Origin of the sequence: Variovorax sp. 22077 (assembly GCF_052044195.1) — a bacterium.
GTDB classification, from domain to species: Bacteria; Pseudomonadota; Gammaproteobacteria; order Burkholderiales; family Burkholderiaceae_C; genus Variovorax; species Variovorax atrisoli.
On sequence record NZ_JBQEQC010000043.1, the window covers coordinates 1 to 21,333 of the forward strand.

21 protein-coding genes and 1 pseudogene are annotated in these 21,333 nt (G+C 64.8%); 7 read left to right on the forward strand and 15 right to left on the reverse strand.

Annotation, left to right across the window (positions count from 1 at the left end):
* Positions 1–196: hypothetical protein (locus ACTJLF_RS33700; RefSeq protein WP_440884803.1), on the reverse strand; the 196-nt coding region annotated here is incomplete at its 3' end.
* Between the two features lie 112 nt (positions 197–308).
* Here ACTJLF_RS33700 and ACTJLF_RS33705 point away from each other — a divergent pair.
* A complete protein-coding gene (locus tag ACTJLF_RS33705) occupies positions 309–1,259 on the forward strand; it encodes a LysR family transcriptional regulator (protein ID WP_019657195.1) in 951 nt (316 codons plus the stop codon).
* 12 nt (positions 1,260–1,271) lie between these two features.
* Here ACTJLF_RS33705 and ACTJLF_RS33710 read toward each other — a convergent pair whose 3' ends face one another.
* The 6 genes from ACTJLF_RS33710 to ACTJLF_RS33735 form a co-directional block, all read right to left on the reverse strand.
* A complete protein-coding gene (locus ACTJLF_RS33710; RefSeq protein WP_440884804.1) occupies positions 1,272–2,282 on the reverse strand; it encodes an isopenicillin N synthase family dioxygenase in 1,011 nt (336 codons plus the stop codon).
* A 31-nt stretch (positions 2,283–2,313) separates the two neighbouring features.
* Complete coding sequence (locus tag ACTJLF_RS33715; protein ID WP_440884805.1) at positions 2,314–3,135, reverse strand: ABC transporter permease; 822 nt, start codon at positions 3,133–3,135, stop codon at positions 2,314–2,316.
* Positions 3,135–3,941, reverse strand: coding sequence for an ABC transporter ATP-binding protein (locus ACTJLF_RS33720; protein WP_354413758.1), 807 nt, complete (start codon positions 3,939–3,941; stop codon positions 3,135–3,137). Before ACTJLF_RS33720 ends, ACTJLF_RS33715 begins: the two co-directional genes overlap by 1 nt.
* 31 nt (positions 3,942–3,972) lie before the next feature.
* A complete protein-coding gene (locus ACTJLF_RS33725; RefSeq protein WP_440884806.1) occupies positions 3,973–5,010 on the reverse strand; it encodes an adenosine deaminase in 1,038 nt (345 codons plus the stop codon).
* A 13-nt stretch (positions 5,011–5,023) separates the two neighbouring features.
* Complete coding sequence (locus ACTJLF_RS33730) at positions 5,024–6,145, reverse strand: ABC transporter substrate-binding protein (RefSeq protein WP_440884807.1); 1,122 nt, start codon at positions 6,143–6,145, stop codon at positions 5,024–5,026.
* 377 nt (positions 6,146–6,522) lie between these two features.
* Positions 6,523–7,461: a LysR family transcriptional regulator gene (locus tag ACTJLF_RS33735; RefSeq protein ID WP_145759889.1), complete on the reverse strand. Its 939-nt coding sequence runs from the start codon at positions 7,459–7,461 to the stop codon at positions 6,523–6,525.
* A gap of 119 nt (positions 7,462–7,580) precedes the next feature.
* Here ACTJLF_RS33735 and ACTJLF_RS33740 point away from each other — a divergent pair, with 119 nt between their 5' ends.
* Positions 7,581–8,810 (forward strand): MFS transporter, encoded by a 1,230-nt coding sequence (locus ACTJLF_RS33740; protein ID WP_440884808.1) that lies wholly within the window; start codon positions 7,581–7,583, stop codon positions 8,808–8,810.
* Between the two features lie 289 nt (positions 8,811–9,099).
* On the opposite strand, the gene ACTJLF_RS33745 is transcribed toward ACTJLF_RS33740, so the two are convergent.
* Positions 9,100–9,423, reverse strand: coding sequence for a winged helix-turn-helix transcriptional regulator (locus ACTJLF_RS33745; RefSeq protein WP_019657187.1), 324 nt, complete (start codon positions 9,421–9,423; stop codon positions 9,100–9,102).
* A gap of 139 nt (positions 9,424–9,562) precedes the next feature.
* Between ACTJLF_RS33745 and gstA the strand changes: the two genes are divergently transcribed.
* Positions 9,563–10,192 carry a glutathione transferase GstA gene (gstA, locus tag ACTJLF_RS33750; RefSeq protein ID WP_126185645.1) on the forward strand — a complete coding sequence of 210 codons (630 nt, stop codon included), beginning with the start codon at positions 9,563–9,565 and terminating at the stop codon, positions 10,190–10,192.
* Positions 10,193–10,249: 57 nt separating this feature from the next.
* On the opposite strand, the gene moaA is transcribed toward gstA, so the two are convergent.
* The 4 genes from moaA to ACTJLF_RS33770 are packed head-to-tail and all read right to left on the reverse strand — an operon-like array spanning position 10,250 to position 15,106.
* Positions 10,250–11,287, reverse strand: a complete 1,038-nt coding sequence (moaA, locus tag ACTJLF_RS33755) for a GTP 3',8-cyclase MoaA (protein ID WP_206169193.1) — start codon at positions 11,285–11,287, stop codon at positions 10,250–10,252.
* Positions 11,281–12,639 carry an FAD-dependent oxidoreductase gene (locus ACTJLF_RS33760; RefSeq protein ID WP_440884809.1) on the reverse strand — a complete coding sequence of 453 codons (1,359 nt, stop codon included), beginning with the start codon at positions 12,637–12,639 and terminating at the stop codon, positions 11,281–11,283. Before ACTJLF_RS33760 ends, moaA begins: the two co-directional genes overlap by 7 nt.
* Positions 12,636–12,941 (reverse strand): ferredoxin family protein, encoded by a 306-nt coding sequence (locus tag ACTJLF_RS33765; RefSeq protein WP_019657184.1) that lies wholly within the window; start codon positions 12,939–12,941, stop codon positions 12,636–12,638. The genes ACTJLF_RS33760 and ACTJLF_RS33765 overlap by 4 nt, the downstream gene beginning before the upstream one ends.
* Before the next feature lie 38 nt (positions 12,942–12,979).
* Complete coding sequence (locus tag ACTJLF_RS33770; protein WP_440884810.1) at positions 12,980–15,106, reverse strand: molybdopterin-containing oxidoreductase family protein; 2,127 nt, start codon at positions 15,104–15,106, stop codon at positions 12,980–12,982.
* A gap of 179 nt (positions 15,107–15,285) precedes the next feature.
* Here ACTJLF_RS33770 and ACTJLF_RS33775 point away from each other — a divergent pair, with 179 nt between their 5' ends.
* Positions 15,286–16,170: an AraC family transcriptional regulator gene (locus tag ACTJLF_RS33775; RefSeq protein WP_019657182.1), complete on the forward strand. Its 885-nt coding sequence runs from the start codon at positions 15,286–15,288 to the stop codon at positions 16,168–16,170.
* A 269-nt stretch (positions 16,171–16,439) separates the two neighbouring features.
* On the opposite strand, the gene ACTJLF_RS33780 is transcribed toward ACTJLF_RS33775, so the two are convergent.
* On the reverse strand, positions 16,440–17,345 hold the full coding sequence (locus ACTJLF_RS33780) for a LysR family transcriptional regulator (protein WP_164713564.1): 906 nt from the start codon (positions 17,343–17,345) through the stop codon (positions 16,440–16,442).
* A gap of 93 nt (positions 17,346–17,438) precedes the next feature.
* Between ACTJLF_RS33780 and ACTJLF_RS33785 the strand changes: the two genes are divergently transcribed.
* Positions 17,439–18,428: an amidohydrolase family protein gene (locus ACTJLF_RS33785; protein WP_440884811.1), complete on the forward strand. Its 990-nt coding sequence runs from the start codon at positions 17,439–17,441 to the stop codon at positions 18,426–18,428.
* On the forward strand, positions 18,425–19,402 hold the full coding sequence (locus ACTJLF_RS33790) for a Bug family tripartite tricarboxylate transporter substrate binding protein (protein WP_126185650.1): 978 nt from the start codon (positions 18,425–18,427) through the stop codon (positions 19,400–19,402). Before ACTJLF_RS33785 ends, ACTJLF_RS33790 begins: the two co-directional genes overlap by 4 nt.
* Before the next feature lie 5 nt (positions 19,403–19,407).
* Here the strand turns inward: ACTJLF_RS33790 and bdcA are convergent, their stop codons facing one another.
* Positions 19,408–20,127 carry an SDR family oxidoreductase gene (gene bdcA / locus ACTJLF_RS33795; RefSeq protein WP_206169194.1) on the reverse strand — a complete coding sequence of 240 codons (720 nt, stop codon included), beginning with the start codon at positions 20,125–20,127 and terminating at the stop codon, positions 19,408–19,410.
* 63 nt (positions 20,128–20,190) lie between these two features.
* Here bdcA and ACTJLF_RS33800 point away from each other — a divergent pair, with 63 nt between their 5' ends.
* Positions 20,191–20,787 (forward strand): TetR/AcrR family transcriptional regulator, encoded by a 597-nt coding sequence (locus ACTJLF_RS33800; RefSeq protein WP_440884812.1) that lies wholly within the window; start codon positions 20,191–20,193, stop codon positions 20,785–20,787.
* A gap of 118 nt (positions 20,788–20,905) precedes the next feature.
* On the opposite strand, the pseudogene ACTJLF_RS33805 reads toward ACTJLF_RS33800, so the two are convergent.
* Positions 20,906–21,333 (reverse strand): annotated as a pseudogene (locus ACTJLF_RS33805) (hypothetical protein); the annotation flags it as partial.

Below are 21,333 nucleotides of genomic sequence, written 5' to 3' on the forward strand. Positions count from 1 at the left end.
GGGTGTGATCGGCGCGCGCTCGCCGCCGAGGATGCTGCTGGTTGCCATGATCTGCCATGCCTCGATAAAAAGGATGCGCCGAGACTGCGCGCTGCCGGGCGTCGAGAAAGTAGGAGATTTGCGCGTTCCGGCCGCTTCCGAAATCGGTCGAAACCCAGCACGGCATGGCAGATGCCTGAGCGGTGCGTTCGGCCACGTCCGCCCGCCTCCAGCCGGGTGCACAGACATTCGCAGGTCCCGTACGGCATTCCATCTCGGGCATCATCGCGGCTGAATCCTGTGTCCCTGTCACGTTGCGGAGCCGCCCCTTGAATGCCGTTTCGACCACATCGCTTCGCTACTTCGCCGAGGTCGTGCGCACCGGCTCGCTTCGTGCGGCGTCGGAGACCCTCTTCGTGGCCTCCTCGGCCATCAGCCGACAGCTCGCGATGCTGGAGGATGCGCTCGGCGCGCCGGTCCTGGAGCGGCGCCAGGGACGCGGCAAGGTCAAGCTGACCGCCGCAGGCGAAGCGCTCATGCGCTACTACAAGAACGTCGGCAATGAGACGCGGCGGCTGCATTCGGAGATCGAATCGCTCCAGGGCCTCAAGCGCGGGGCCATCAACTTCGGCATGCCCGAGTCGCTGGTGCGCGACCTGATGCCCAGGTTCCTGTCGAAGTTCGCCAGCCGCTATCCCGGCATCTCGTTCAATGTGCATGTGGCCGGAAGCCCCACGCTGGCCAAGCTGGTGCTGGAGGATGAACTGGATGCCTGCTTCACCTTCGGCGACGTCGCGATGCAGGACCTGTCGATCCTCTATTCGCGTTTGCTGCCGCTGTTCGTGCTCGTGCCCAAGGGGCATCCGCTGGAGCACTACGAGACGCTGCGGCTGAGCGACTGCGCCGAATACAGCATGTCCACGCTCGACACGTCCCTGTGGGCCAAGCAGCAGTACGACGAGATGCTGGCCAAGGCCAAGATCCGGCCGCGCGTGGCGCTGGAGACCAACTCCTACGAGCTCATGCGCAACGTGGCGGCCGCAGGCATGTGCCTGACCTTCACCACCCGGCCGCTGGACGACCCCTTCGGCAACCCGAGGGCCGGTTCCTACGTGCCGCTGAAGGACCCGCGCGCCCGTCCGCAGCGCTTCGCGCTGAGCGTGCACAAGGGCCGCAACCTGCCGCTGGCGGTCGAGGCCTTCCTGGGCGAGTTGACGGCCACGCTGGAAGACATCGAGCGGCGTGCCAAGGCCGGGCCGCCGCGCGCGGCCGCGACCTGAGCCGGGGAGTCGTCAGACGGCGGCCGCAGCCAGCTCGGCGGGCGTCTTGTACTTCTGAACCGCCGCGAAACGCTTGACGAGGTATTCGCCGGACTTGATCGGCGCATGCAGCGGCTCGCCAGCCTCGGGCGCGAATTCCGGCAGGCAGGCCACGGGCGTGTCGTAGTCCAGGTTGAAGAAGGTCGGGATCGAATAGCGCTCGCGCCCTGTGCGATTGGCCACGCGGTGCGGGTTGGACACATACACGCCGTTGGTCCAGACCTTGACGAGGTCGCCCAGGTTGATGACCAGGGTGCCCTCGATGAACGGCGCGGCCACCCATTCGCCGCTGCGCGTGCACAGCTCCAGCCCACCGATCGGGTCCTGCGCCAGGAGCGTGATCATTCCGTAGTCGGTATGCGCCGCCGCGCCCAGCTCGAGGTTGGTGAAGGATTCCTGCGGCGGGTAGTGAAACAGGCGCGCCTGCACCATCGGCTTTTGCGCGTACTGCAGGAAGAAGCCTTCGTCCTTTCCGACCGCCACGGCGAACACGCGCAGCAGGTTGCGGCCCAGTGCGATGGTGGCATTGAAATAATCCATGGCAGCCGATTCCAGCCACGGCTTGTCCTGCGGCCAGCGATTGGGGCCGTGCAGGGGGCGGCCGCTGGCCACGTCGGGGTCGCTCAGGGGCAGGTCCAGGCCCAGTTCGTAGCTTTCCTTCAGGTCCGGCTTGTGGCCGGGGTGCTGCGTCACGCCGATGGGCATGAAGCCGCGACGGAAGCGCTCGTCGATCCTGTCGCGCAGCCGCTCCTCCATGGGCAGCGACATGTAGCGGCGCGTCGCCTCGAAGGCCTTGTCGATGGTGGCCTGTGGCACGCCGTGGTTCTTCACGTAGAAGAAGCCGGTGTTGGTGCAGGCCGCCTTGAACTGCGCCACCAGCGGCTCGATGGAGCCGCCGGCCAGCCAGTCGCCCAGGTCGAGGATGGGCATTTCCTCGGCGGAGGCGCGGCGCGGCGCGTCGACTTGGTGTTCTTGGGTGTTCATGGGTTTGGCTCCTTGGTTGGCATGAAGGTGTTCAAGAGCCGCGCGACAGGTCGGTGAACGCGTCGGCCCAGAAGATGGCGCGCCGCGCGATGGTCTTGACCACCGCGTGCAGCACGATCCCGATCAGGGACAGGACGATGAGGATGGCGAACATGCCCGCCGCATCCATCGAGAAGTTGCGCTGCAGGATCAGGTAGCCCAGCCCCGCCTGCGCGCCGACGAACTCGCCCACGATGGCGCCGATGACAGCGAGCACGATGCCGATGTCCAGCCCCGCGAATACGTAGGGAAGGGCGTGCGGCAGCCGGACCATGCGGAACACGTGCCAGCCCGAGGCAGTGAAGGCACGCATCAGGTCGACCTGGTCGCGCGGCGCCGAGCGCAGCCCCACGATGGTGTTGGCCAGCACCGGGAAGAAGACGATGGTCGCGGTGATCACCACCTTGGAGGTGGTGCCGAAGCCGAACCACAGCACGAACAGGGGCGCCACGGCCACCTTCGGCACAGTCTGGAAGGCCACCACGTACGGGTAAAGCACGGCCTCCAGCACAGCGCTCTGGCCGATCAGCGCGCCCAGCACAAAGCCGGCCAGCGCCCCGGCCGCGAAGCCAGCCAGTATCTCGTAGAGGGTGACGCCCAGGTGCGGCCACAGCTCGCCCGAAGCGAGCACGTCGCGCATCGCGCCGAGCACGCCCGCGGGCCCGGGGAAGATCAGATGCGACACGCCGAAGGCAGACACGATCACATGCCAGAAGCCGATCACCGCGATGAAGAACAACGCGATGAGCGTGCGCCGCCTGGATGGCGTAAGGCGGCCCGGCAGGTTCGCGGGGGTGTTGGCGTTGCTGCTCATCAGTCGAGCCCTCCACTGGCGTTCAGGTTGGCGCGGATGCCCGACACGTAGGCGCCGAAGCGCTCGGTGTTGATGACATCCAGCGTGCGCGATGGCAGGTCGACCTCGATCACCTGCGTGACGCGACCGGGCCTTGGCGACATGACGATGACGCGGTCGCCCAGGAACACCGCCTCGGGAATGCTGTGCGTGACGAGCATGATCGTGGCGCCCGTGCGCTCGCGCAGCTTGAGAAGCTCCACGTTCATGGTCTCGCGCGTCATGGCGTCCAGCGCGCCGAAGGGCTCGTCCATCAGCAGCAGCATCGGATCGTTGACCAGCGCGCGGGCGATTCCCACGCGCTGCTGCATGCCGCCGGAGAGCTCGTTGGGGTACTTGGTCTCGAAGCCGGACAGGCCCACCAGGTTCAGGTAGTGGAGAGCGCGCTCGCGCGACGTCTTCGCGTCCCGGCCCTGGATCTGCGCGGGCACGAGCACGTTGTCGACGATGTTGCGCCAGGGCAGCAGCACGGGCGCCTGGAACACCACCCCGACGTCACGGCTGGGGCCGGTGTGCTCGCGCCCGCCCAGCTCGACGTTGCCGCTGCTCGCGCGCTCCAGCCCCGCGAGGATGCGAAGCAGGGTGCTCTTGCCACAGCCGCTGGGGCCCACGACGGTGACGAACTCGCCGCGACGCACGCGGAAGTCCACGTCCTGCAGCGCGACCACGTCGCCGCCATCCTTGGAGCGGAATGTCTTGCGCAGCCGGTCGAAACGGAACGCCGTCGCGACCTCTGGTGCGGCCTGGGCTGTTGCGGCAGCGCTCATGGGGTGTCCTGCTTGCAGATACATGGCGTTGCTATTCCTTGGCTTCCAGCTCAGGCCCGACGGCGCGCGCGAGCCAGTCGTCCACCTGTGCGAACGCGGCCAGGCGCTGCTCTTGCGGGATGAAGGCGGCCTCGAAGCTGTTGCGCGCGAGCTGGGCCAGGTCCTGCAGGCTCAGGCCGAAGGCCTGCTGGCAGGCCAGGTAGTTGTCGTTGACGTAGCCGCCGAAGTAGGAGGGATCGTCGGAGTTGACCGTGACGCACAGGCCCGCATCGAGCAGCCGCTTGAGCGGGTGCTCAGCCACCGAGTCGATCACCTGCAGCTTGAGATTCGAGAGCGGGCACATGGTCAGCGGCATGCGGCGCCGTGCCAGCTCGCTGACCAGCGCGGCATCGTCCACGCAGGCATTGCCATGGTCCACGCGCTGCACCTGCAGCAGTTCCACCGATTCGCGCACGTAGGCGGCCGGGCCTTCCTCGCCGGCATGCGCCACCACCTTGAAGCCCAGTGTGCGGCAGCGCTCGAAGAAGCGCGCGAACTTGGCCGGCGGGTTGCCCACCTCGGCGCCGCCCAGCCCGAAGCCCAGCAGGCGTTCGTGCCAGGGCGCCAGTTCGTCGAGCATGGCCAGCGCCTCCTCCTCGCTGCGGTGGCGCTGCGCCACCGCGATGAGGCCGCCGGTGATGCCGTCCTGCGCGCGGGCCTCCTCCATGGCGCCCAGAACGCCATCCATCACGGCGGCGATCGGAACACCGCGCGAGGTGTGCCCCTGCGGGCCGAGGAACAGCTCGCAATGCAGCACGCTGTCGGCATGCGCGCGGCGCATGTAAGCCCGCGTCACGTCATGGAAGTCCCGCGCCTGCACCAGCACGCGGCAGCCGTCGTAGTAGAGGTCCAGGAAGTCCTGCAGGTCGCTGAAACGGTAGGCCGCTCGCAGCTCTTCCTCGGTGCTCCAGCGTATCGCCACGCCATTGCGGCGGGCCAGGCGAAGGAACAGGTCGGGCTCGATGGAGCCCTCCACGTGCATGTGCAACTCGGCCTTCGCCAGGCCGGCCACGAATTGCTCCGGTGTCATCGCGGTCGCCGGCTCACAGGCCCACGCTGCAGGACCGGGCCGCATCGATGACCGCGTTGCGGTCGAAGCGGTTGATGGCTTCCACGAAGCCCGGCTTGAGGTAGAGCATGGATTCGGGCGGCAGCGTGCGCTTGATCAGGCCGTCCTTGAGCATCAGGTCCTGCATGCGGCCGTAGGCGGCCGGGCTCATCGAGCCGATCAGCTTGCCGCCGTTCATCGTCTGCGCGGCGGACATGGTGTCCAGCTGCGTCTGCAGCAGGGCCAGATCCCACTTGGCCAGGGTGGCCTCGTCCGCCCCTGTGGGCTTGGTGCTGGGGAAGTTCTTCCAATGGATCTTGCGTGCGCATTCGGGATTGGTCTGCGCAAAGAGCGTGGCCTTGGCCGCCCCACGCGAAATCGCCTCGACCATTGCGGGGTCGGCGTCGATGGTCTTCTGCATGGTCGCGAAGGTGAAGTCCGGCAGCGCGCGCCAGCTGGGGTCGAAGATCACGCGCATCCTGGTGCCCGTGTTCTGGAAGCCGGTGAGTGCCGAGCCCCAGAACATCAACGCCTGCACGCGGTCCGACTTGAGGGCTTCGAGCGCCGGTGCGCCTGCACCGGTGGCGATGATCTGCACGTCCTTGTCCGGATCGACCCCGTTGGCGCGCAGGTAGCCCTTGAGCAGCGGCATGCCGCCGGTGCCCAGGCTGAAGATGCCGATCTTCTTGCCCTTGAGGTCGGCCGCCGTCTTGATGCTGCTGTCCTGAGGCACGCCCACGCCCCAGTCGATGACGCCCGTGCCCATGAGGCCGCGCACCGCCACGTTGTTCTCGGCGTTGGCCTGGATCAGGCCTGTGGAGTTCACCTGCGCGAAGTCCACGCCGCCGGCCACCATCTGCTGGATGCCTTGCAGCGATCCGCCGGTCGTGACGATCTTGACGTCGTAGCCCTCGTCCTTCCAGTAGCCCAGCGCGATGGGCAGGGTGAGCCATGGGTAGGTGACGTTCACCACCTGGGTGCCCAGGGCGATGGTGACGGGCTTCAGGGACTTGGCGGATGACTGCTGAGCCTGCACCTGCAGGGCCAGCAGGCCGAATGCGGTGGCTGCCGCCAATGCCGCGATGCGATTCCAACGGGTGCGAAGAGAGTGCTTCATCGAGTGGCCTTGAGGGAAAACTTCCGACGAAGGTTATCGATTGGAATGCGCGACTGCAGATCAATATTTAGAAGGGAATGATCGAATAATCAGAGCATTCTTCGGGGTGTTGCCCGCGCAGTTCTGGCGCATTTCGCACCCCGCTCGAACACGTAGAGACGTGGATTTGCATGCAGCGCCGACGCGGCACTTGGTTGGTGCGCCAAGAAAACCACAAGGACCTTGTGGCCGGCCACCCCAGAGAGAGACACGTCACGCTCAAAGACCTGGCAGCGATCTGCGTGCCGGGCCGCCAGGACAATTCCGACCGCGCCGCTGAAAAATGCCTCCCGTCCGAGCGCTGAGACGAACGAGCCCTCGGCTGCGATGCTGCGGGCCTACTCTTGGAACGGAAATACGTCGGACAGCGCGGTTGCCTCGCGGGCGAACTGCACGACCAGAAAGTCGAGGAACGCTCGAACACGCGGCGTCATGTACCGCGTGCCATGCCGCAGGGCATAGACACCCGCTTCGTGTGCCACGTAGTCCGGCAGCAGGATTCGAAGCCTGCCTGCGCGCAGATCTTCGGCCGCATCCCAGATCGTCTTGCGCGCGATGCCGCGTCCTGCCAGCGCCCATGCGCGCACCAGCGCACCGTCATTGCTTTCCCATGCGTCGGCCATCGGCACGGTGTACTGCCAGGAACGGTCGCCTTTGGCGAAGTGGAACTGGTTGAGCGGTCCGCTGGCCGTGACCAGCACGATGAAGCGGTGCTGCCCCAGGTCCTCCGGCGTGCGCGGCGTTCCATGGCGGGCCAGATAGTCGGGCGAAGCGCACAGCACGCGGCAGTTGGGTGCCAAGCGCCGTGCGATCAGGGCGCTGTTCTCGGGCTGCCCGAAACGGATCGCAATGTCGACCGCATCCTGATGGAGATTGGAGAGCGAGTCGGTCAGTGTCAGCGCGACCCTGACGTCCGGATGCGCGTCGACGAAGGCATCGAGCCATCGGCCGAAGAGCTGGCGACCGAAGTCGGTTGATGCGGAGATCCTCAGCTTTCCCTGGACCGCCCCCCTGCCCGCTCGCAATTCGGCCTGCGCGTCGTCAATGATCTGCAGCGCTGTCGTGCAATGCGCGAGATAGACGCGTCCCTCGTCCGTGAGTTGCAGATGACGCGAAGTGCGCTCGAACAGTTTCGCCTGCAACGTGGCTTCGAGCTTGGCCAGCCGGGCACTGGCGGCCGCGGGCGACAGGCCCAGTTTGCGTCCTGCCGCAGAGAGAGAGCCTGCGGACGCTGCCTCGGCAAAGAGCCGCATATCACCCAGATGATCCGTCGCCATCTTTCGAGCAGGTTTGAAGATGGTTCAAGTTTGCCATCAATTCTCAAGAATGAGGCACGTCGCCAGACTCTCCTTTGTCGTCCCCTGGAGGGACCCGAAGACAAAAGGAAATGCCGCACATGACTTCACCTTCCGACGCGCAAGCGGTCGCGCTCGATCACCCGATCCCGGAGCAATCAGACAGGCTCCCGTGGGCTGCATTGCTCGCATTGAGCTTGACCAGCTTTCTCGCGACCGCCAACGAGACGGTTCCGGCGGGTCTGCTGCCCCAGATCGCTCAGGGTCTGGCCGTGTCCGAGGGATGGGCGGGCCAATTCGTCACGCTCTGCGCGCTCGGTGCCGGTTTGGCGGCCATTCCGCTCACGGCACTCACGCAGGGTTGGCCGCGGCGCAAGGTGTTGCTGTTCGCATTTGGCGCGTTCTGCGTCTGCAACGCCTTCACGGCGTTTTCGTCCCACTTCGGATTGACGCTCGTGGTGCGATTTTTCGTCGGCCTGGCGACCGGCTTGGCATGGAGCGAACTGGCGACCTACGCGCGGCGGCTCGTCCCGGCACGGTTGCAGGGTCGTGCGCTGGCGGTGGTGATGATCGGCGTGCCGCTGGCGTTGTCGCTGGGCGTGCCATTGGCCGCGTGGCTCGGCCGCATGGTCGGCTGGCGCTGGATCTTCGGCGGCATGGCGGGAATTGCGCTGGTACTGATGGGATGGGTGTTGACCGCCGTTCCCGATTTCCCGGGTCGAGCTGCCACACAGCGCACCAACCTCCGTCAGATCCCGGCCATCCCGGGCGTGCGCCCCGTGCTGCTCGTCGTGATGCTCTGGATTCTTGCGCACTACCTGTTCTACACGTACATCGCGCCATTCCTCGCTTCCGTCGGCCTGGCGGACCGACTCGATGCGGTGCTGCTGATCTTCGGGCTTTGCACCATGGCGGGCCTGTGGGTGGTCGGATGGCTCATCGATCGATGCCCGCGCGCCCTGCTGCTTTTTTCCCTTTGCATGTTTGCGGCCTCGGGTCTCGTGTTCGGCCTCTGCGGCTCATCGGCTGCGGCAATGTTGGCCGGCGTTGTGCTCTGGGGACTGAGCTTCAGCGGAGCGCCGACGTTGTTGCAGACGGCCCTGGCCGACGCGGCCGGCAAAGACGCGGATGTTGCCCAGTCCATGCTGGTCACGGTCTTCAACCTGTCTTTCGCGGGCAGCGGCCTCCTCGGCGGCGTGCTGCTGGAGACGGTGGGCAGCTTCGTGTTTCCCTGGATGCTCACCGCGCTGGCGTTCGCCGGATGGTTCATCGCATGGCGCTGCCGGAGCCGGGGATTTCCATCCGGGCGCCGGCGCGCATCCGAGGGTTGAGGGGCGCCTGTGCTTTCGGTTGCGCACCCCTGCGCTCCGAGCAACTGCCCAGCGACGCCTCGGTGCAGGTCAGGTGCGCGCCACAGCGCAGGCCACTTCAACAGGCATCAAGGTGCTTTCAAGGCACATCCGAAGGTTCATGAGGGAAGGTGGCTGCGGGCCGCAGCAGCCTGCCACTTCCCATGACATCAGCGCGATGCCTCGAGCCAACGGGGCGCACTCGCCGGGCCGCACTTCGTCACAGATCCTGCTGTCGGGAGTGGAGAGGGCGAACGGAGCTTCGATGAACTCAAGCCTGCGCCTTTTGCTTCAGCCAAAGCCCGAAGTCCATCATCACCTTCACGACGGGCTTCAAGCGCTCACCGTCGGCAGTCAGCGCATATTCGACCCTCACAGGTGCGGTGGGATGCACGGTGCGCTTGACCAAGCCGGCCTCCTCGAGCGCGCGAAGGTCAAGGGTGAGAGAGCGCTGCGAAATACCGGGGACGTCTCGCCGCAACTCACTGAAGCGCTTGGGCCCGTCGACGAGATAGGACACGAGAAGGAGCCGCCATCTGCCACCCAGGAGGCGCATGGCTTCCTCCACCGAACAACCCGTCACGTTTGCTTTCATAGCACGTCTTCCAGAAAAGGGCCGTCGGTATACTTTTTTAACCTACGTGCAGTTTTATTGCGTTCTTCCAATTTTATCCCTGCGCCATAGCATGGTCTGGCGGCGCGCTTCGACGCCTCTCACATTGGAATGAACCTGCATGAAGCTTTACTACATACCGGGGGCCTGCTCGCTTTCGCCCCATATCGTCCTCAATGAACTGGGCTTGGAAGCCAACTTGGTCAAAGTGGACTACAAGACTCACAAGACCGAGGACGGCCGCGACTTCCGCGAAATCAGTCCGTTCGGCTATGTCCCACTCCTGGAGCTCGACGACGGCACGGCACTGCGCGAAGGCCCTGCCATCGTGCAATACCTGGCCGACTTGAAGCCCGAATCGGGCCTTGCACCGATGAACGGCACCATCGAGCGCTACCGCCTTCAAGAATGGCTGAGCTTCCTGACTTCCGAAATCCACAAGGGCTTCATTCCGCTCCTGTACCCGGTGCTTGCCGGCAAATACGTGGAAGCCGTCAAGCCGAAGCTGGAGAGACGCTTCAGCTGGATTGACGAACAGTTGGCTGGCCGCGACTACCTCATGGGAGACAGGTTCACCGTGGCCGACGCCTACCTGTACGCGCTCGCTGGATGGGGCCAGGCACCGTGGCTGGCATCCGTCTACAGGGCCGACATCCATTTCGACGGCCTTGGCAACCTCGAAGCCTGGTATGTCCGCATGCGCGAACGCCCTTCCGTCCGCAAAGCGCTGGACACAGAAAGGCTGAAGTAGCTTGCGCAGGATGCCGAGCATGCAGCAACCTTGGGATCAGGAACGACGAGGCAATGCCTACCCGCCAGTCGCGGACATATGGCGGATCAGCTTGACCGGCAAGACGCGTCCTTGAAGCGAGAAGTCGTGTCCCTTGGGCTTTTGCTCCACGGCATGCCCGATGGCTTCATACAGGCGCGCCTCGCTCATCGAGTTGCGCAGCAGCTTTCCGAGATCGACGCCGTTCTCATGCCCGAGGCAGGTATAGAGAGTGCCGTCAGCCGTCACACGGACGCGGTTGCAGTCGCCGCAGAAGTGCGCGGTGAGCGGTGTGATGAAGCCGACGAGGCCGCCGGTTTGCTCGACCCTTGCGTAGCGCGCGGGGCCGCCGCTGCGATCGGCCACGTCGCTCAGAGTCCAGCGCCTGCCGATCTCGCGGCGAAGCGCATCCAGCCCCAGGAACTGCTCCGTGCGGTCGCAGCCGGTCTCGCCCAGGGGCATGGTTTCGATCAGCGTCAGGGTCATGCCGCGACCGTGCGCAAACTCGATCAACTCATGGATCTCCAGGTCGGTGACGCCGCGCAGCGCGACCGCATTGAGCTTGACGGCAATGCCCGCGTCCTGCGCGGCCTCGATGCCGTCCAGCACCTTTTGCAGCGCGCCGCCGCGCGTGATCTGCGCGAAGCGCTGCGGATCCAGGGTGTCGAGCGAAACGTTCACCCGCCGGACGCCCGCCGCCGCGAGGTCCTGCGCGAAGTGCGCCAGCCGCAGGCCGTTGGTCGTCAGTGTCAGCTCGTGCAGGGAGCCGTCGTTCAGGCAGCCGGACAGTGAACGGAACAGCTCGATGACGCCCTTGCGCACCAGGGGTTCGCCGCCGGTGATGCGCAGCTTTCTGACGCCGCGCGCGATGAACAGGCGCGCGACCCGGTCCAGTTCCTCGATGGAGAGCAACTCCGGGCTGGAATGAAATTGCATGTCCTCCGACATGCAGTAGACGCAGCGCAGGTTGCAGCGGTCGGTCACGGACAGGCGCAGATAGCTGATCCGCCGCCCCAGACTGTCGGCCAGCGGCGCCACGGAGGGCACCAACGCAGGCCGGCGCAGCTCCATCAGCATGGAAGCTCCTCGCGCGCCGCCGCGTAAAGATGCTCGAGCGACACGAATTTCTCCCTGGGCTTGCCGATCCTGGCGCCGCGCGCTACCTCGGCGGCGTTGATGCGTACCCAGTCCTGGAAGTCGATGTATTTCCCGGCAGGGTGCGTGGGCCCGATGATGCCAAGGAGGGGATGTTCGGCCGCCAGCGTCCGATGCGCCAGGGCAGGCAGGTCGGCCAGCACCGCCGCGGCGGTCTCGTGGCTGCAGGCGCGGTTGGTGCCGATGGTGCCTTGTGGCCCGCGCTTGCTCCAGCCGCATACGTAGAGACCGCTCACCAGCCTGCAGCCGTCGACGACGCGGCCGTGGAGATTGGCGTGCGTGCCCCGCCCATCGTCGTAGGGCACGCCCTCGAGCGAGCAAGACCTGCGTCCGATGCTGGAGAACACCAGTCCGCATTCGATGCCGACGGATTCCGCCCCCGCCGGCCAGCCGCGCGGCCTGCCGAAACGAATACGCTCGACCGAAGCGGCGCCTTCGATGCCTTGCGGCTCCAGGTGAAAGCGGAACACGCAGCGCTTGTGTTGTTCCCTGGCAGCGCCGACGCATGCCAGGCGTTTCAGCATCGCGATGGCCGCGGCCTTCTCCGCATCCGTTCCGGCGGGCAGCGCAAAGCTTTCGGTGCGGATGTCGGCGGCGTCCACCAGCGCCTCGCATGAAGGAAGCTGGGCGATCTCATGCAGCTCCTTGGGCGAGAAGCGGATATCGGCAGGTCCGCGGCGCCCGACGATATGCACTTCGCGAACTCGGCTGTGAGCCAGGGCGTCGAGCGCGTGCGCCGCGATGTCGGTGCGGCGCAGTTCGTCCACGCTCTTGAGCAGGATGCGCGCGATGTCGAGCGAGACGTTGCCCTGGCCGACGATCACTGCGCGCTCTCCGGACAGGTCGAAGTGCCGGTTCTTCTGGTCCGGATGTCCGTTGTACCAACCGACGAAATCGCTGGCCAGGTGACTGCCAGGCAGGTCTTCACCCGGAATGCCCATGTGCCGGCCGAGCGGTGCGCCCGTGGCCAGGATGACCGCGTGGTAGCTCGCCAGCAGATCGTCGACCGACACGTCCGGGCCGAGTTCGAGGCCGCCCACGAACCGAAAGCCGGGCATCGCCGCGATGCGGTCGAACACGGCGGTCACCTGCTTGAGCTTGGGGTGGTCCGGGGCCACGCCATAGCGCACGAGGCCGTAGGGCACGGGCAGGCGCTCCAGCAGGTCCACGCGCATCGGCAGCGCCGAGCCCAGCAGGCGCTCTGCGGCGTAGAAGCCGCTGGGTCCCGCGCCCACGATGGCCACCCTGAAAGGTGAGGTGCCGGCATCGCTCATAGCCCCAACTCCGTTCGTCGCGCTTCAGCAGTGGGCAACGGCGGCAGGCGTTCGGCGATCACTGGCGTCTCGGCCGAGCGAAGCCTGTTGATCTCGATCCACGGCGCCTTGTCGGCAGGAAGAAGGAATGAGGCCTGGATGGCGCCCACCGGACATGCGGTGGCACAGCCGCCGCAGTCGATGCAGTTCTCCGGATCGATGTAGGTCATCCGCTCATCCATGTGGAAGCAGGTGACAGGGCAGACGGTGACGCATTCCGTGTAGCGGCACCCGGTGCAGAGGTCGGTGACAACGTAGGCCATTTGCGTGAAAGAACAAAAGATGGGAAGGAGGCGCCTGCTCAGAGCGCGACGACCTGCACCAGCGCGTCGGAGAAGGTCGGCGCGCTGCCCAGGTCGGCGAAGGCCAGGGGCGTGAGCGCGTGCACCGTAGGGCCGGCGCGGTTCGAGCGGTGCCAGTAACCCGAGGGCGCCATCACGAGCCCCGGCGAGACGTCCGCCGAGACCGTGGCCTTGGCCTCGAAGGTGCCCCGATCATTGAAGACCCGGATCGGCGTTCCGGCGGTGATGCCGCGTGCACTCGCGTCGTCTGGATGCAGCACCACCATCTGTTCCTCGCCCGCCTGCGCGCGCTGGGCAAGCAGGTTGCCGTAGTTGGAATTGAGGAAGGCGTGGCTCTTGGGCGAGATCAGGCTCAGGGGATAGCGCTGCGCCAGGGCGGCCGCGGTTGCCGGGCTTTCGTTCGGCGCGATGTAGTGCGGCAGCGGGTCCACCGGCTCACCCGACTGCTGGCCGCCGAAGCCCTGCCTGAAAAGCGGCGCCACGAAGTTTCCGCCCGCTGCTATCGACGACTTGAATTCGCACTTGCCCGAGGGCGTCGGGAAGTTGCCTTCACGGTGCGGCGCCCAGTCGTCGGATGCAGGCATGTTCAGGCGCATGAAGCCCTTGCGCTTCAGCTCCTCCAGGGTGATGCCCTCGAGAACCGGGTTGCTCCAGTCCATGGAGGCCTCGATCATCTCGTCGTCTGACCGGAAGAAGAAGGGGTCGTCGATGCCCAACGCCCTGGCCAGGCGCCTGAAGAGCTCGGTGTTGGACACCGCCTCGCCCAGCGGCTCGATGGCCTGGTTGTTGTACGAGAGATAGAGATGGCCCCAGGAGAACATGATGTCCTTCTGCTCGAGCTGGGTCGTGGCCGGCAGCAGGATGTCCGCGTAGCGCGCGGTATCGGTCATGAAGTGCTCGCTGACCACGGTGAAGAGGTCGTCGCGCGCGAGACCCCGTTCTATCCTTTCCTGGTCGCTGACCATGGCCATGGGGTTGGCGCTGTAGACAAACAGCGAGCGGATCGGCGGGTCGAGCGGCATGTCGCCCGTGAGCACCGGGCCCAGGCGCCAGGAGTTGATCACCCGCATCGATTCGGGCTGGAGATCCGGGCGCATCAGCCCCGGCCAATTCACCGGAAAGGCCCAGATCGGCAGTTGCAGCAAGCCGCCGCCCACATGCTTCCAGGCGCCGATCAGCGCGGGCAGGCAGGCGATGGCGCGCACCGTCTGTCCGCCGCCTGCATGGCGCTCCACCGCGACGCCGATGCGCACGACCGCCGGGGGCGTCGCGGCGTATTCGCGGGTCAGCTTGAGGATGTCCTCCACGGGAATGCCGGTTTGCTCCGCGGCGAATTCCGGCGTGTACGTCTCCACGCGCTCGGCGAGTTCATCGAAACCCAGCGTGTGCCGCTCGATGTAGTCGCGATCGATCAGGTTTTCCTTGATGAGGATGTGCGCCATCGCCAGGGCCAGTGCGCCGTCAGTGCCCGGACGGATGGGAATGTGCCAATCCGCCAGCCGCGCGGTGCGCGTGCGCACAGGATCGATCACCACCAGCTTGGCGCCGTTCTTGCGCGCCTGCTCGATGAACGGCCAGTGATGCGAGTTCGTGCTCAGCGTATTGCAGGCCCACAGCACGATGTACTTCGAGTGCACGAAGCTCTCGGGGTCAGCGCCCGGCGTGTGGCCGATGGTCATCATGTAGGCGGTGCACGAGCCCGAGTCGCAGAAGGTGCGCTCGCACACCGTGGCACCCAGCTTGTTGAAAAGGGGGTCCCCCACGTTCAGGCCGTTGAGGATGCCCTGGGTTCCCAGGTAGCTGTAGGGCAGGATGGACTGCGGGCCATCCGTGGCGATGAGCGCCTTCCAGCGGCTGGCGATTTCGGATAGCGCCTCGTCCCACGAGATGCGCTCGAACTTGCCGCTGCCCTTGGGCCCGCTGCGGCGCATTGGGTAGAGCAATCGCTGTTCGCTGTAGGTCCGGTCCTGGTAGTTGTTGACCTTCACACAGAGGCGCCCTCGCGTGAAAGGGTGATCCGGATTGCCGCGCACCGCGATAGCCTTGCCATCTTCGACGGTGGTCAGGATCGAGCAGGTATCGGGGCAATCGTGGGGGCAAGCGCCCACGACAACGTGTCGGGCCATAGCGTGTCCTTTCTCTCCGGTGCTTTGATGCGATTGGCGTTACGCAGCAAGTCTGGCGAGCAAGGGGCCGTGGTGCCTTATCCGATTGCGACCTTTACTTTTCCTGGTGTGCGAATGATGATTCGGCACGTTTCTTGCGCCTGCCACCTGCAATCAACCTCTTGAGCCGGCCTCGCACCATGTTCGCGCATTCGTTGGACAAGTACGTCAACAGCACGATGCGCCAGACCTCCAACGCGCAGGGCTGGTCGAACATACTGGCTGAGCGCTGGAGTCATTCAGCAGGCGAGCTTCCGAGACTGGTGCCACGCGACACCGAGGTAGCCATCCAGTTGAGCGGCCGGTCACTTGTCGATCGTGCGGGCGGTGGCCGGCGCGAGCACACCCATGGCCATCGCGGCACCATTTGGCTTTGCCCCGCAGGCGTCGAGGAGGAGTACATCAATGTGGCTGAGCCCATAGGCGATTGCTTGCATTTGTTCCTGCCCGGGCGGCCGTTCTCCGATATGGTTCAGCGTGAGTTCGACATCGATCCGGCGCGCGCCGGCCTGCGTTACCAGGCGATCGACCACGATCCCTTCGTGAGCATGATCGCGGACCAAATCGTGGGTGAACTGTCCAACGAGACGGGCGTAGGGCGGCTGTTCGTCGAGAGTCTCTCGGTGGCGCTCAGCGCCCACCTTTTGAAGAACTATTCGGAGCTGGGGCTGATCCGGCCGCCAGCGGACAGGACGGCCAAGCCGTTGGACAGCCGGCGTCTGTCGCGTGTGGTCGACTTCATTGACGGAAATCTCGACCAGGACATCACCGTGCTCGATCTCGCAGGCATTGCCTGCATGAGCGTGGGCCACTTCACGCGCAGCTTCAGTGCGGCAACGGGGCGGGCGCCACATGCCTTCGTAGCCGAGCGGCGGCTCGTGATGGCGAAGCGCCGTCTGCGCGACGAAAGCTGCTCGATCGAGGAGATCGCGTTTTCGGCGGGCTTCTCGTCTCTGGCCAACTTTTCCAAGGCCTTCCGTCATTCGACCGGCTTGTCGCCCAGCCAGTTCAGGGCCCGCTCCTGAACGCGCAGCGCGCGCAGAGATGGCCCGAGACTGACTTGCATCTCTTTCGCAATCCCGAAATGGAAGCAACTGCTTGACGGTGGACGAGGCGAAGCGTAGCCCCGGCCCCGCTCCCTGGGCTTGGGTGCGGAATCGACCCACCACCTCCTCAATTCCTGGAAGCCCCACAAGCAACCGTCTTATCCTCAATTGCTTTCGATGAATGTCTCGTCTCACATCTCTCACGGAACATTGCGGCATTGGAAACTGCATCGACGGCCGAGGGCTCGTTAGTCATTGAGTGGCGCGCGCTTCAAGGTCTCGCGGCAGTGGCTCAAGAACTTGAGTGCCACAGGTGTGGGCGATCGGTCCACTGCAAAAACCGCTGACATGTCCCGCCTGACGATCGGTGCGCCGATCCGGCGCGCGTCCAGGTCTGGAAACATGCCCATGCCGGCAATCTGCGAAGGGGCGATGGTGTGCGCCAATCCGATGCGCGCCATCGCCAGCGCTGTGGTCAGCAGGCTGACCTCATGCGAGATCTTCAGAGAGATGCCGGCTTCGCGGGCCGTGTCATCGATCAGCGCGCGTATGCCATAGCCCGGTTGGATCAGCACCAGCGGAAGGTTCTGGATGGATTTCCAGGTCGGTGACGGACCCGCAGCGGCTCCAGGAACTCTGCGTGACACGAGGCAAAGCTGGTCGCTCAGCAGCCGGTGCTGGCGCAGGTCCTTCTCTTCGGCTCCAACGTAGCCAAGTCCAAGGTCGGCCTGTCCCGAGACCATCGTCATCACGAAGCGAGACGGCGGAACGTCGAGGATGTCGACCTCCACATCCGGATGGTGCCGAAGGAACTCTTGGAGCAGCCCGGGCAACAACGTCTGGGCGATGGTCGGGGTGACTGCGATGCCAAGCCGCGCAGCGGGGTCGGATCCGCTGCGGAACATGCCCACGGCCAGCCTCGCATCACGCAGCATTCGCTCGGCAATGGGCAACAGGTCCAGTGCGGCCTTCGTCGGCAGCATCGAGCGCGTGGTGCGATCGAACAGTGCGGCACCGATCGAATGTTCCAGTTCGCGCAATGCAATGCTGGCGGCGGATTGCGTCATACCGAGGCTGGCAGCCGCAGCCGCGATCTTCTTTCGTTGAAAGATGCCGACAAAAACCTCGAGCTGGCGAAGCTTGACCCGATTCATGAATTTCATCAATAGCGATATCGAATTTTTGAACTTTACGCATGCATGGGGCCGGGGCGTAATCGGTCTTTCCCCAGTTCATTGCAGACCACCATGCCGCTGATCGCTCTTGAAGAACACATCACAACGCCCTTGCACAAGACGAACACGTACGACGAAACAAGGCAGAAGTGGTACCGGGACCGAAGTGCTCACATCGGTCACGACATCGAAAAGGAGTTGCTTGACGTCGGCGAGAGCAGACTTGCTGCAATGGACCGCAGCGGTATCTCGTTGCAGGTCTTGTCGCTGACGACGCCAGGCACGCAGGCTTTTTCTGGTCCGCTCGCTTTGGAGATAGCAATCGACGCGAACGATCGCATGGCTCGCGCAGTGGCCGAGCATCCTGACCGGTTCCGTGCTTTCGCGGCGCTTCCGACCTCGGATGTGGGTTCGAGCCAGTCAGAGTTCGAGCGAAACCTGGGCCGCGGCTTTGTGGGCGCGCTGATCAGCGGGCATACCGGCGGCCTCTTTCTCGACGACAGGAGGTTCTGGCCCCTGTTCGAGCTGGCCCAGTCCAAGGATGTGCCGATTTACATTCATCCGGGTGCACCGCATCCAGGCCTGATGGGAAGCTACTTCAACGGCTACGAAGATCTGGCGCGACCAGCATGGGGATTCGCGATGGACGCCAGCATGCACTTTCTTCGGCTGCTTTTTGCCGGCATTTTCGACGCCTTTCCTCGACTGAAGATCATTCTGGGTCATCTCGGCGAGGGGCTGCCGTTCGGATTCGATCGCATGGTCGATCACACGCCCTACGTAGCTTCCAGGCGCGGGCTCAAGAGATCGCCTCGCGACTGCTTCCGCGAGAATCTCTACGTCACGACAAGTGGTGCGTTCTCGGCCCCTGCGTTTCGTTGCGCCGTAGACATCATGGGTGAGGACAACATCATGTTCTCGGTGGACTGGCCGTATGAGTCCAACCGGGCAGGCGCAGCTTTCTTCGAGACGCTCGAGCTGTCCGACGCCACGCGGGAAAAAATCGGCTGGTCGAACGCTGCCCGCCTCCTGCGCATCGAGCCTGCAAAGGTGAAGGCGTGAGAAGACGTCACTTCCTCGCCCTTGCAACGTCGCCGCTTGCGGCCGGCCTGCACGGCGCGGCTGCGGCGGCGAAATATCCCGACAAGCCTATCACCATCGTGGTCCCCTTCCCGCCTGGAGGGGCCAACGACCTGATTGCACGATCGCTCGCTCAGGCGATGGGACCGCTGCTGCACGGAACCCTGGTTGTCGACAATCGTTCCGGCGGTGCGGCCGGGTCGGTGGGCGCCCAGATGGTCGCCGGTGCAACTCCGGACGGCTACACCCTGCTGCTGGGCAACACCGCGTCTCTGGCCATCAACTCGAGCATCTATCCATCATTGCGGTATCAGCCGATGCGAGACTTCGAGCCGATTACCATTCTCGGCCTTTCGTCGCTCGTACTGGTCGTCAACTCAAAAGTCCCGGCACGCAATTTGGCGGACTTCGTCGAATTGCTCAAAGCCGCGCCCGGCACATACACCTACGCATCAGCCGGCGCAGGCAGCCCGCTGCATCTCGCCGGAGAGATCTTCAAGCGGCGGACAGGGACGGAGTGGCTGCATGTGCCGTACCGCGGCACCGCCCCCGCGTACTCGGATCTGCTGGGTGGCCGAGTCAGCGCGATGTTCGACAACACCACGACAGCGTTGCCTCATGTGCAATCGGGGGCATTGCGGCCCCTGGCCGTGACAGGGCGAAAGCGCAGCGCGCTTTTTCCGGAAGTCCCAACGCTCGCGGAAGCGGGTATCGCGAACCTGGAAATTCCGGTCTGGTTCGGCCTCGTGGCGCCTCGTGCGACGCCTCCTGCCGTGATCGACCAGCTCTACCGAGCGGCTGTGGGCGCGGTTCGAGCGGAAGAGATGAAACAGCGCTTGAAGGACCTGGATATCGAACCGTTCGCAGCCGGTCCGAAGGAAGCGCGGGACTTCATCGCTTCGGAAAACCGCAAATGGAAGGAGGTGGTCGAGGCGTCCGGCATCAGACTCAATTGACGAGGTCAAGCTCCGAACGCACCATCGATCGTGTGCATCGCTCCGGTGACAAAGCCGGCCTCCGGACCGGCCAGCCAGGCCACCATCCCTGCCACCTCCTCCGGACGTCCATGGCGCTTGATGGCCATGAAGCTGTGCATCAGGTCCTTCATCGGTCCGTCTTCTGGGTTCGCGTCCGTATCGATCGGGCCGGGCTGCACGATATTGATCGTGATGCCGCGAGGGCCGAAATCGCGAGCCAATCCCCGCGCCATGCCCTGCAGCGCAGACTTGCTGAGCGCATAGGAAGCCATTCCCGGCACCGGCATGCGGTCGCCGTTCACCGAGCCGATCACGATGATGCGACCGCCCTGCGGCATCTTGCGCGCCGCCTCCACCGCAGCGTGGTAAGGCGACTGGACGTTGATCCGGAACAGACGGTCGATGGCGTCCGGGTCCTGCTCCAGCGCGTCGCCGAAGATGGCCACGCCCGCATTCACCACCAGCACATCGAGCGGCCCGCTGTCGCGGACCCGGGCGATCACCGCGTCACGGTCGGAACTGTCGGTCTGAAACGCGATCGCGCCCGTTTCGTCGGCCACGAGCTTCGCTGCATCCGGCGAGCCCGAATAGGTGAAGGTGACTCTGGCACCTTCCGACGCGAAGCGCCGAACGATCGCGGCGCCGATTCCCCGGCTGCCGCCAAGCACCAGAACGGATTTGCCCTTGAACACTGACATGGTCATTCCTTGTGATTAATGTAATCTTGATTACATAATCAACCATCAGGCCTGTCAACGATTTTTGTAATGGTTACTACGAAACAATTTCGCCCAAGGGGTCGGCCGCGCCGCTTCGACCCCGAGGAGGCATTGGCGACTGCCCAACAGCTGTTCCATGCGAAGGGCTACGACGCGTTGAGCGTGGTGGACATCACCACGGCACTCGGCATCAATCCGCCCAGTTTCTACGCGGCCTATGGAAGCAAGGCGGGGTTGTATGCGCGCATCCTGGACCACTATGCCGAGACGGGGGCCATCCCGCTGCAAAGGATCCTCCGGCCGGACAGGCCGTTGGCGGAGTCGCTGGCGGAATTGTTGGTAGAGGCTGCCAAGGCTTACGCCGGCAACCCTGCAACTTCGGGTTGCCTGGTGCTGGAGGGGACACGCAGCAACGATCCGGATGCACGAGCGGCAGCTTGCGTCTTCCACGTCGCGGCGCAAGAGGCGATCCGCGATTTCATCGCCAAGCGCAATCCGCGGGACGCGGACAGGCTCGCGGACTTCGTTTCCACCACCATGGCCGGCATGTCCGCGAGCGCTCGCCATGGACAGTCGTTGGATCGCCTGCTGGCCACCGCACGCATCGCAGCGACGGCGCTTGCACATGGCATCCCGCCTGAATGACCGGGTGCACGGCAGCAGCCGTCCATGCGTCTTCGTTGACCGGCGATGCCTGCCTCCGACGCTCGAAAAAGCTCGGCCCGAACGTCTCAGCGAATGCGTACCTAGATCTCGATCAGGTCTAGACCAGCTCGAGGCATTTCCAGAGCGCGTTGCGTCGATTCACCTTGCAGTGAGAGCACGGGTGCTCAGGTCTGCTGCGCCATCGGGTCTGCATCCGTTGGAAAAACGGCTTCTGACTTTCGAGAACGAGCCGCGTCTGCCAATTCCGCGGCACGTGCTTCTGAAAGGCATAGAGGGCGGGGCAACGACTGTTCCACAACCTATGCCCATGCCTCATTCCAGGCACGCTAGCGCTCCCACCCGCCTTCGCCGCCAACGAATTCAGAAGGCCGACTTCTAAGTCGATGAACATTGCCCGTTTGTTGTGGCGCAGGGCCTCGCCTCTAATCGCGCCAGTATCGAACAGCCCGCTGCGCGGAATCCCGAGGTGTTTCATCACGTCGGCGGCAACCTCCGAGCCGGCCGTGGCGGTGAGTGCCAGCACGG

Excerpts from the sequence above, each read along its gene's own strand:
- ACTJLF_RS33710 (WP_440884804.1), bottom strand. The coding sequence starts at position 2,282 with ATGAACACCCAAGAACACCAAGTCGACGCGCCGCGCCGCGCCTCCGCC.
- ACTJLF_RS33715 (WP_440884805.1), bottom strand. The coding sequence starts at position 3,135 with ATGAGCAGCAACGCCAACACCCCCGCGAACCTGCCGGGCCGCCTTACG.
- ACTJLF_RS33720 (WP_354413758.1), bottom strand. The coding sequence starts at position 3,941 with ATGAGCGCTGCCGCAACAGCCCAGGCCGCACCAGAGGTCGCGACGGCG.
- ACTJLF_RS33725 (WP_440884806.1), bottom strand. The coding sequence starts at position 5,010 with ATGACACCGGAGCAATTCGTGGCCGGCCTGGCGAAGGCCGAGTTGCAC.
- ACTJLF_RS33730 (WP_440884807.1), bottom strand. The coding sequence starts at position 6,145 with ATGAAGCACTCTCTTCGCACCCGTTGGAATCGCATCGCGGCATTGGCG.
- ACTJLF_RS33735 (WP_145759889.1), bottom strand. The coding sequence starts at position 7,461 with ATGGCGACGGATCATCTGGGTGATATGCGGCTCTTTGCCGAGGCAGCG.
- ACTJLF_RS33740 (WP_440884808.1), top strand. The coding sequence starts at position 7,581 with ATGACTTCACCTTCCGACGCGCAAGCGGTCGCGCTCGATCACCCGATC.
- ACTJLF_RS33745 (WP_019657187.1), bottom strand. The coding sequence starts at position 9,423 with ATGAAAGCAAACGTGACGGGTTGTTCGGTGGAGGAAGCCATGCGCCTC.
- gstA (WP_126185645.1), top strand. The coding sequence starts at position 9,563 with ATGAAGCTTTACTACATACCGGGGGCCTGCTCGCTTTCGCCCCATATC.
- moaA (WP_206169193.1), bottom strand. The coding sequence starts at position 11,287 with ATGCTGATGGAGCTGCGCCGGCCTGCGTTGGTGCCCTCCGTGGCGCCG.
- ACTJLF_RS33760 (WP_440884809.1), bottom strand. The coding sequence starts at position 12,639 with ATGAGCGATGCCGGCACCTCACCTTTCAGGGTGGCCATCGTGGGCGCG.
- ACTJLF_RS33765 (WP_019657184.1), bottom strand. The coding sequence starts at position 12,941 with ATGGCCTACGTTGTCACCGACCTCTGCACCGGGTGCCGCTACACGGAA.
- ACTJLF_RS33770 (WP_440884810.1), bottom strand. The coding sequence starts at position 15,106 with ATGGCCCGACACGTTGTCGTGGGCGCTTGCCCCCACGATTGCCCCGAT.
- ACTJLF_RS33775 (WP_019657182.1), top strand. The coding sequence starts at position 15,286 with ATGTTCGCGCATTCGTTGGACAAGTACGTCAACAGCACGATGCGCCAG.
- ACTJLF_RS33780 (WP_164713564.1), bottom strand. The coding sequence starts at position 17,345 with ATGAATCGGGTCAAGCTTCGCCAGCTCGAGGTTTTTGTCGGCATCTTT.
- ACTJLF_RS33785 (WP_440884811.1), top strand. The coding sequence starts at position 17,439 with ATGCCGCTGATCGCTCTTGAAGAACACATCACAACGCCCTTGCACAAG.
- bdcA (WP_206169194.1), bottom strand. The coding sequence starts at position 20,127 with ATGACCATGTCAGTGTTCAAGGGCAAATCCGTTCTGGTGCTTGGCGGC.
- ACTJLF_RS33800 (WP_440884812.1), top strand. The coding sequence starts at position 20,191 with ATGGTTACTACGAAACAATTTCGCCCAAGGGGTCGGCCGCGCCGCTTC.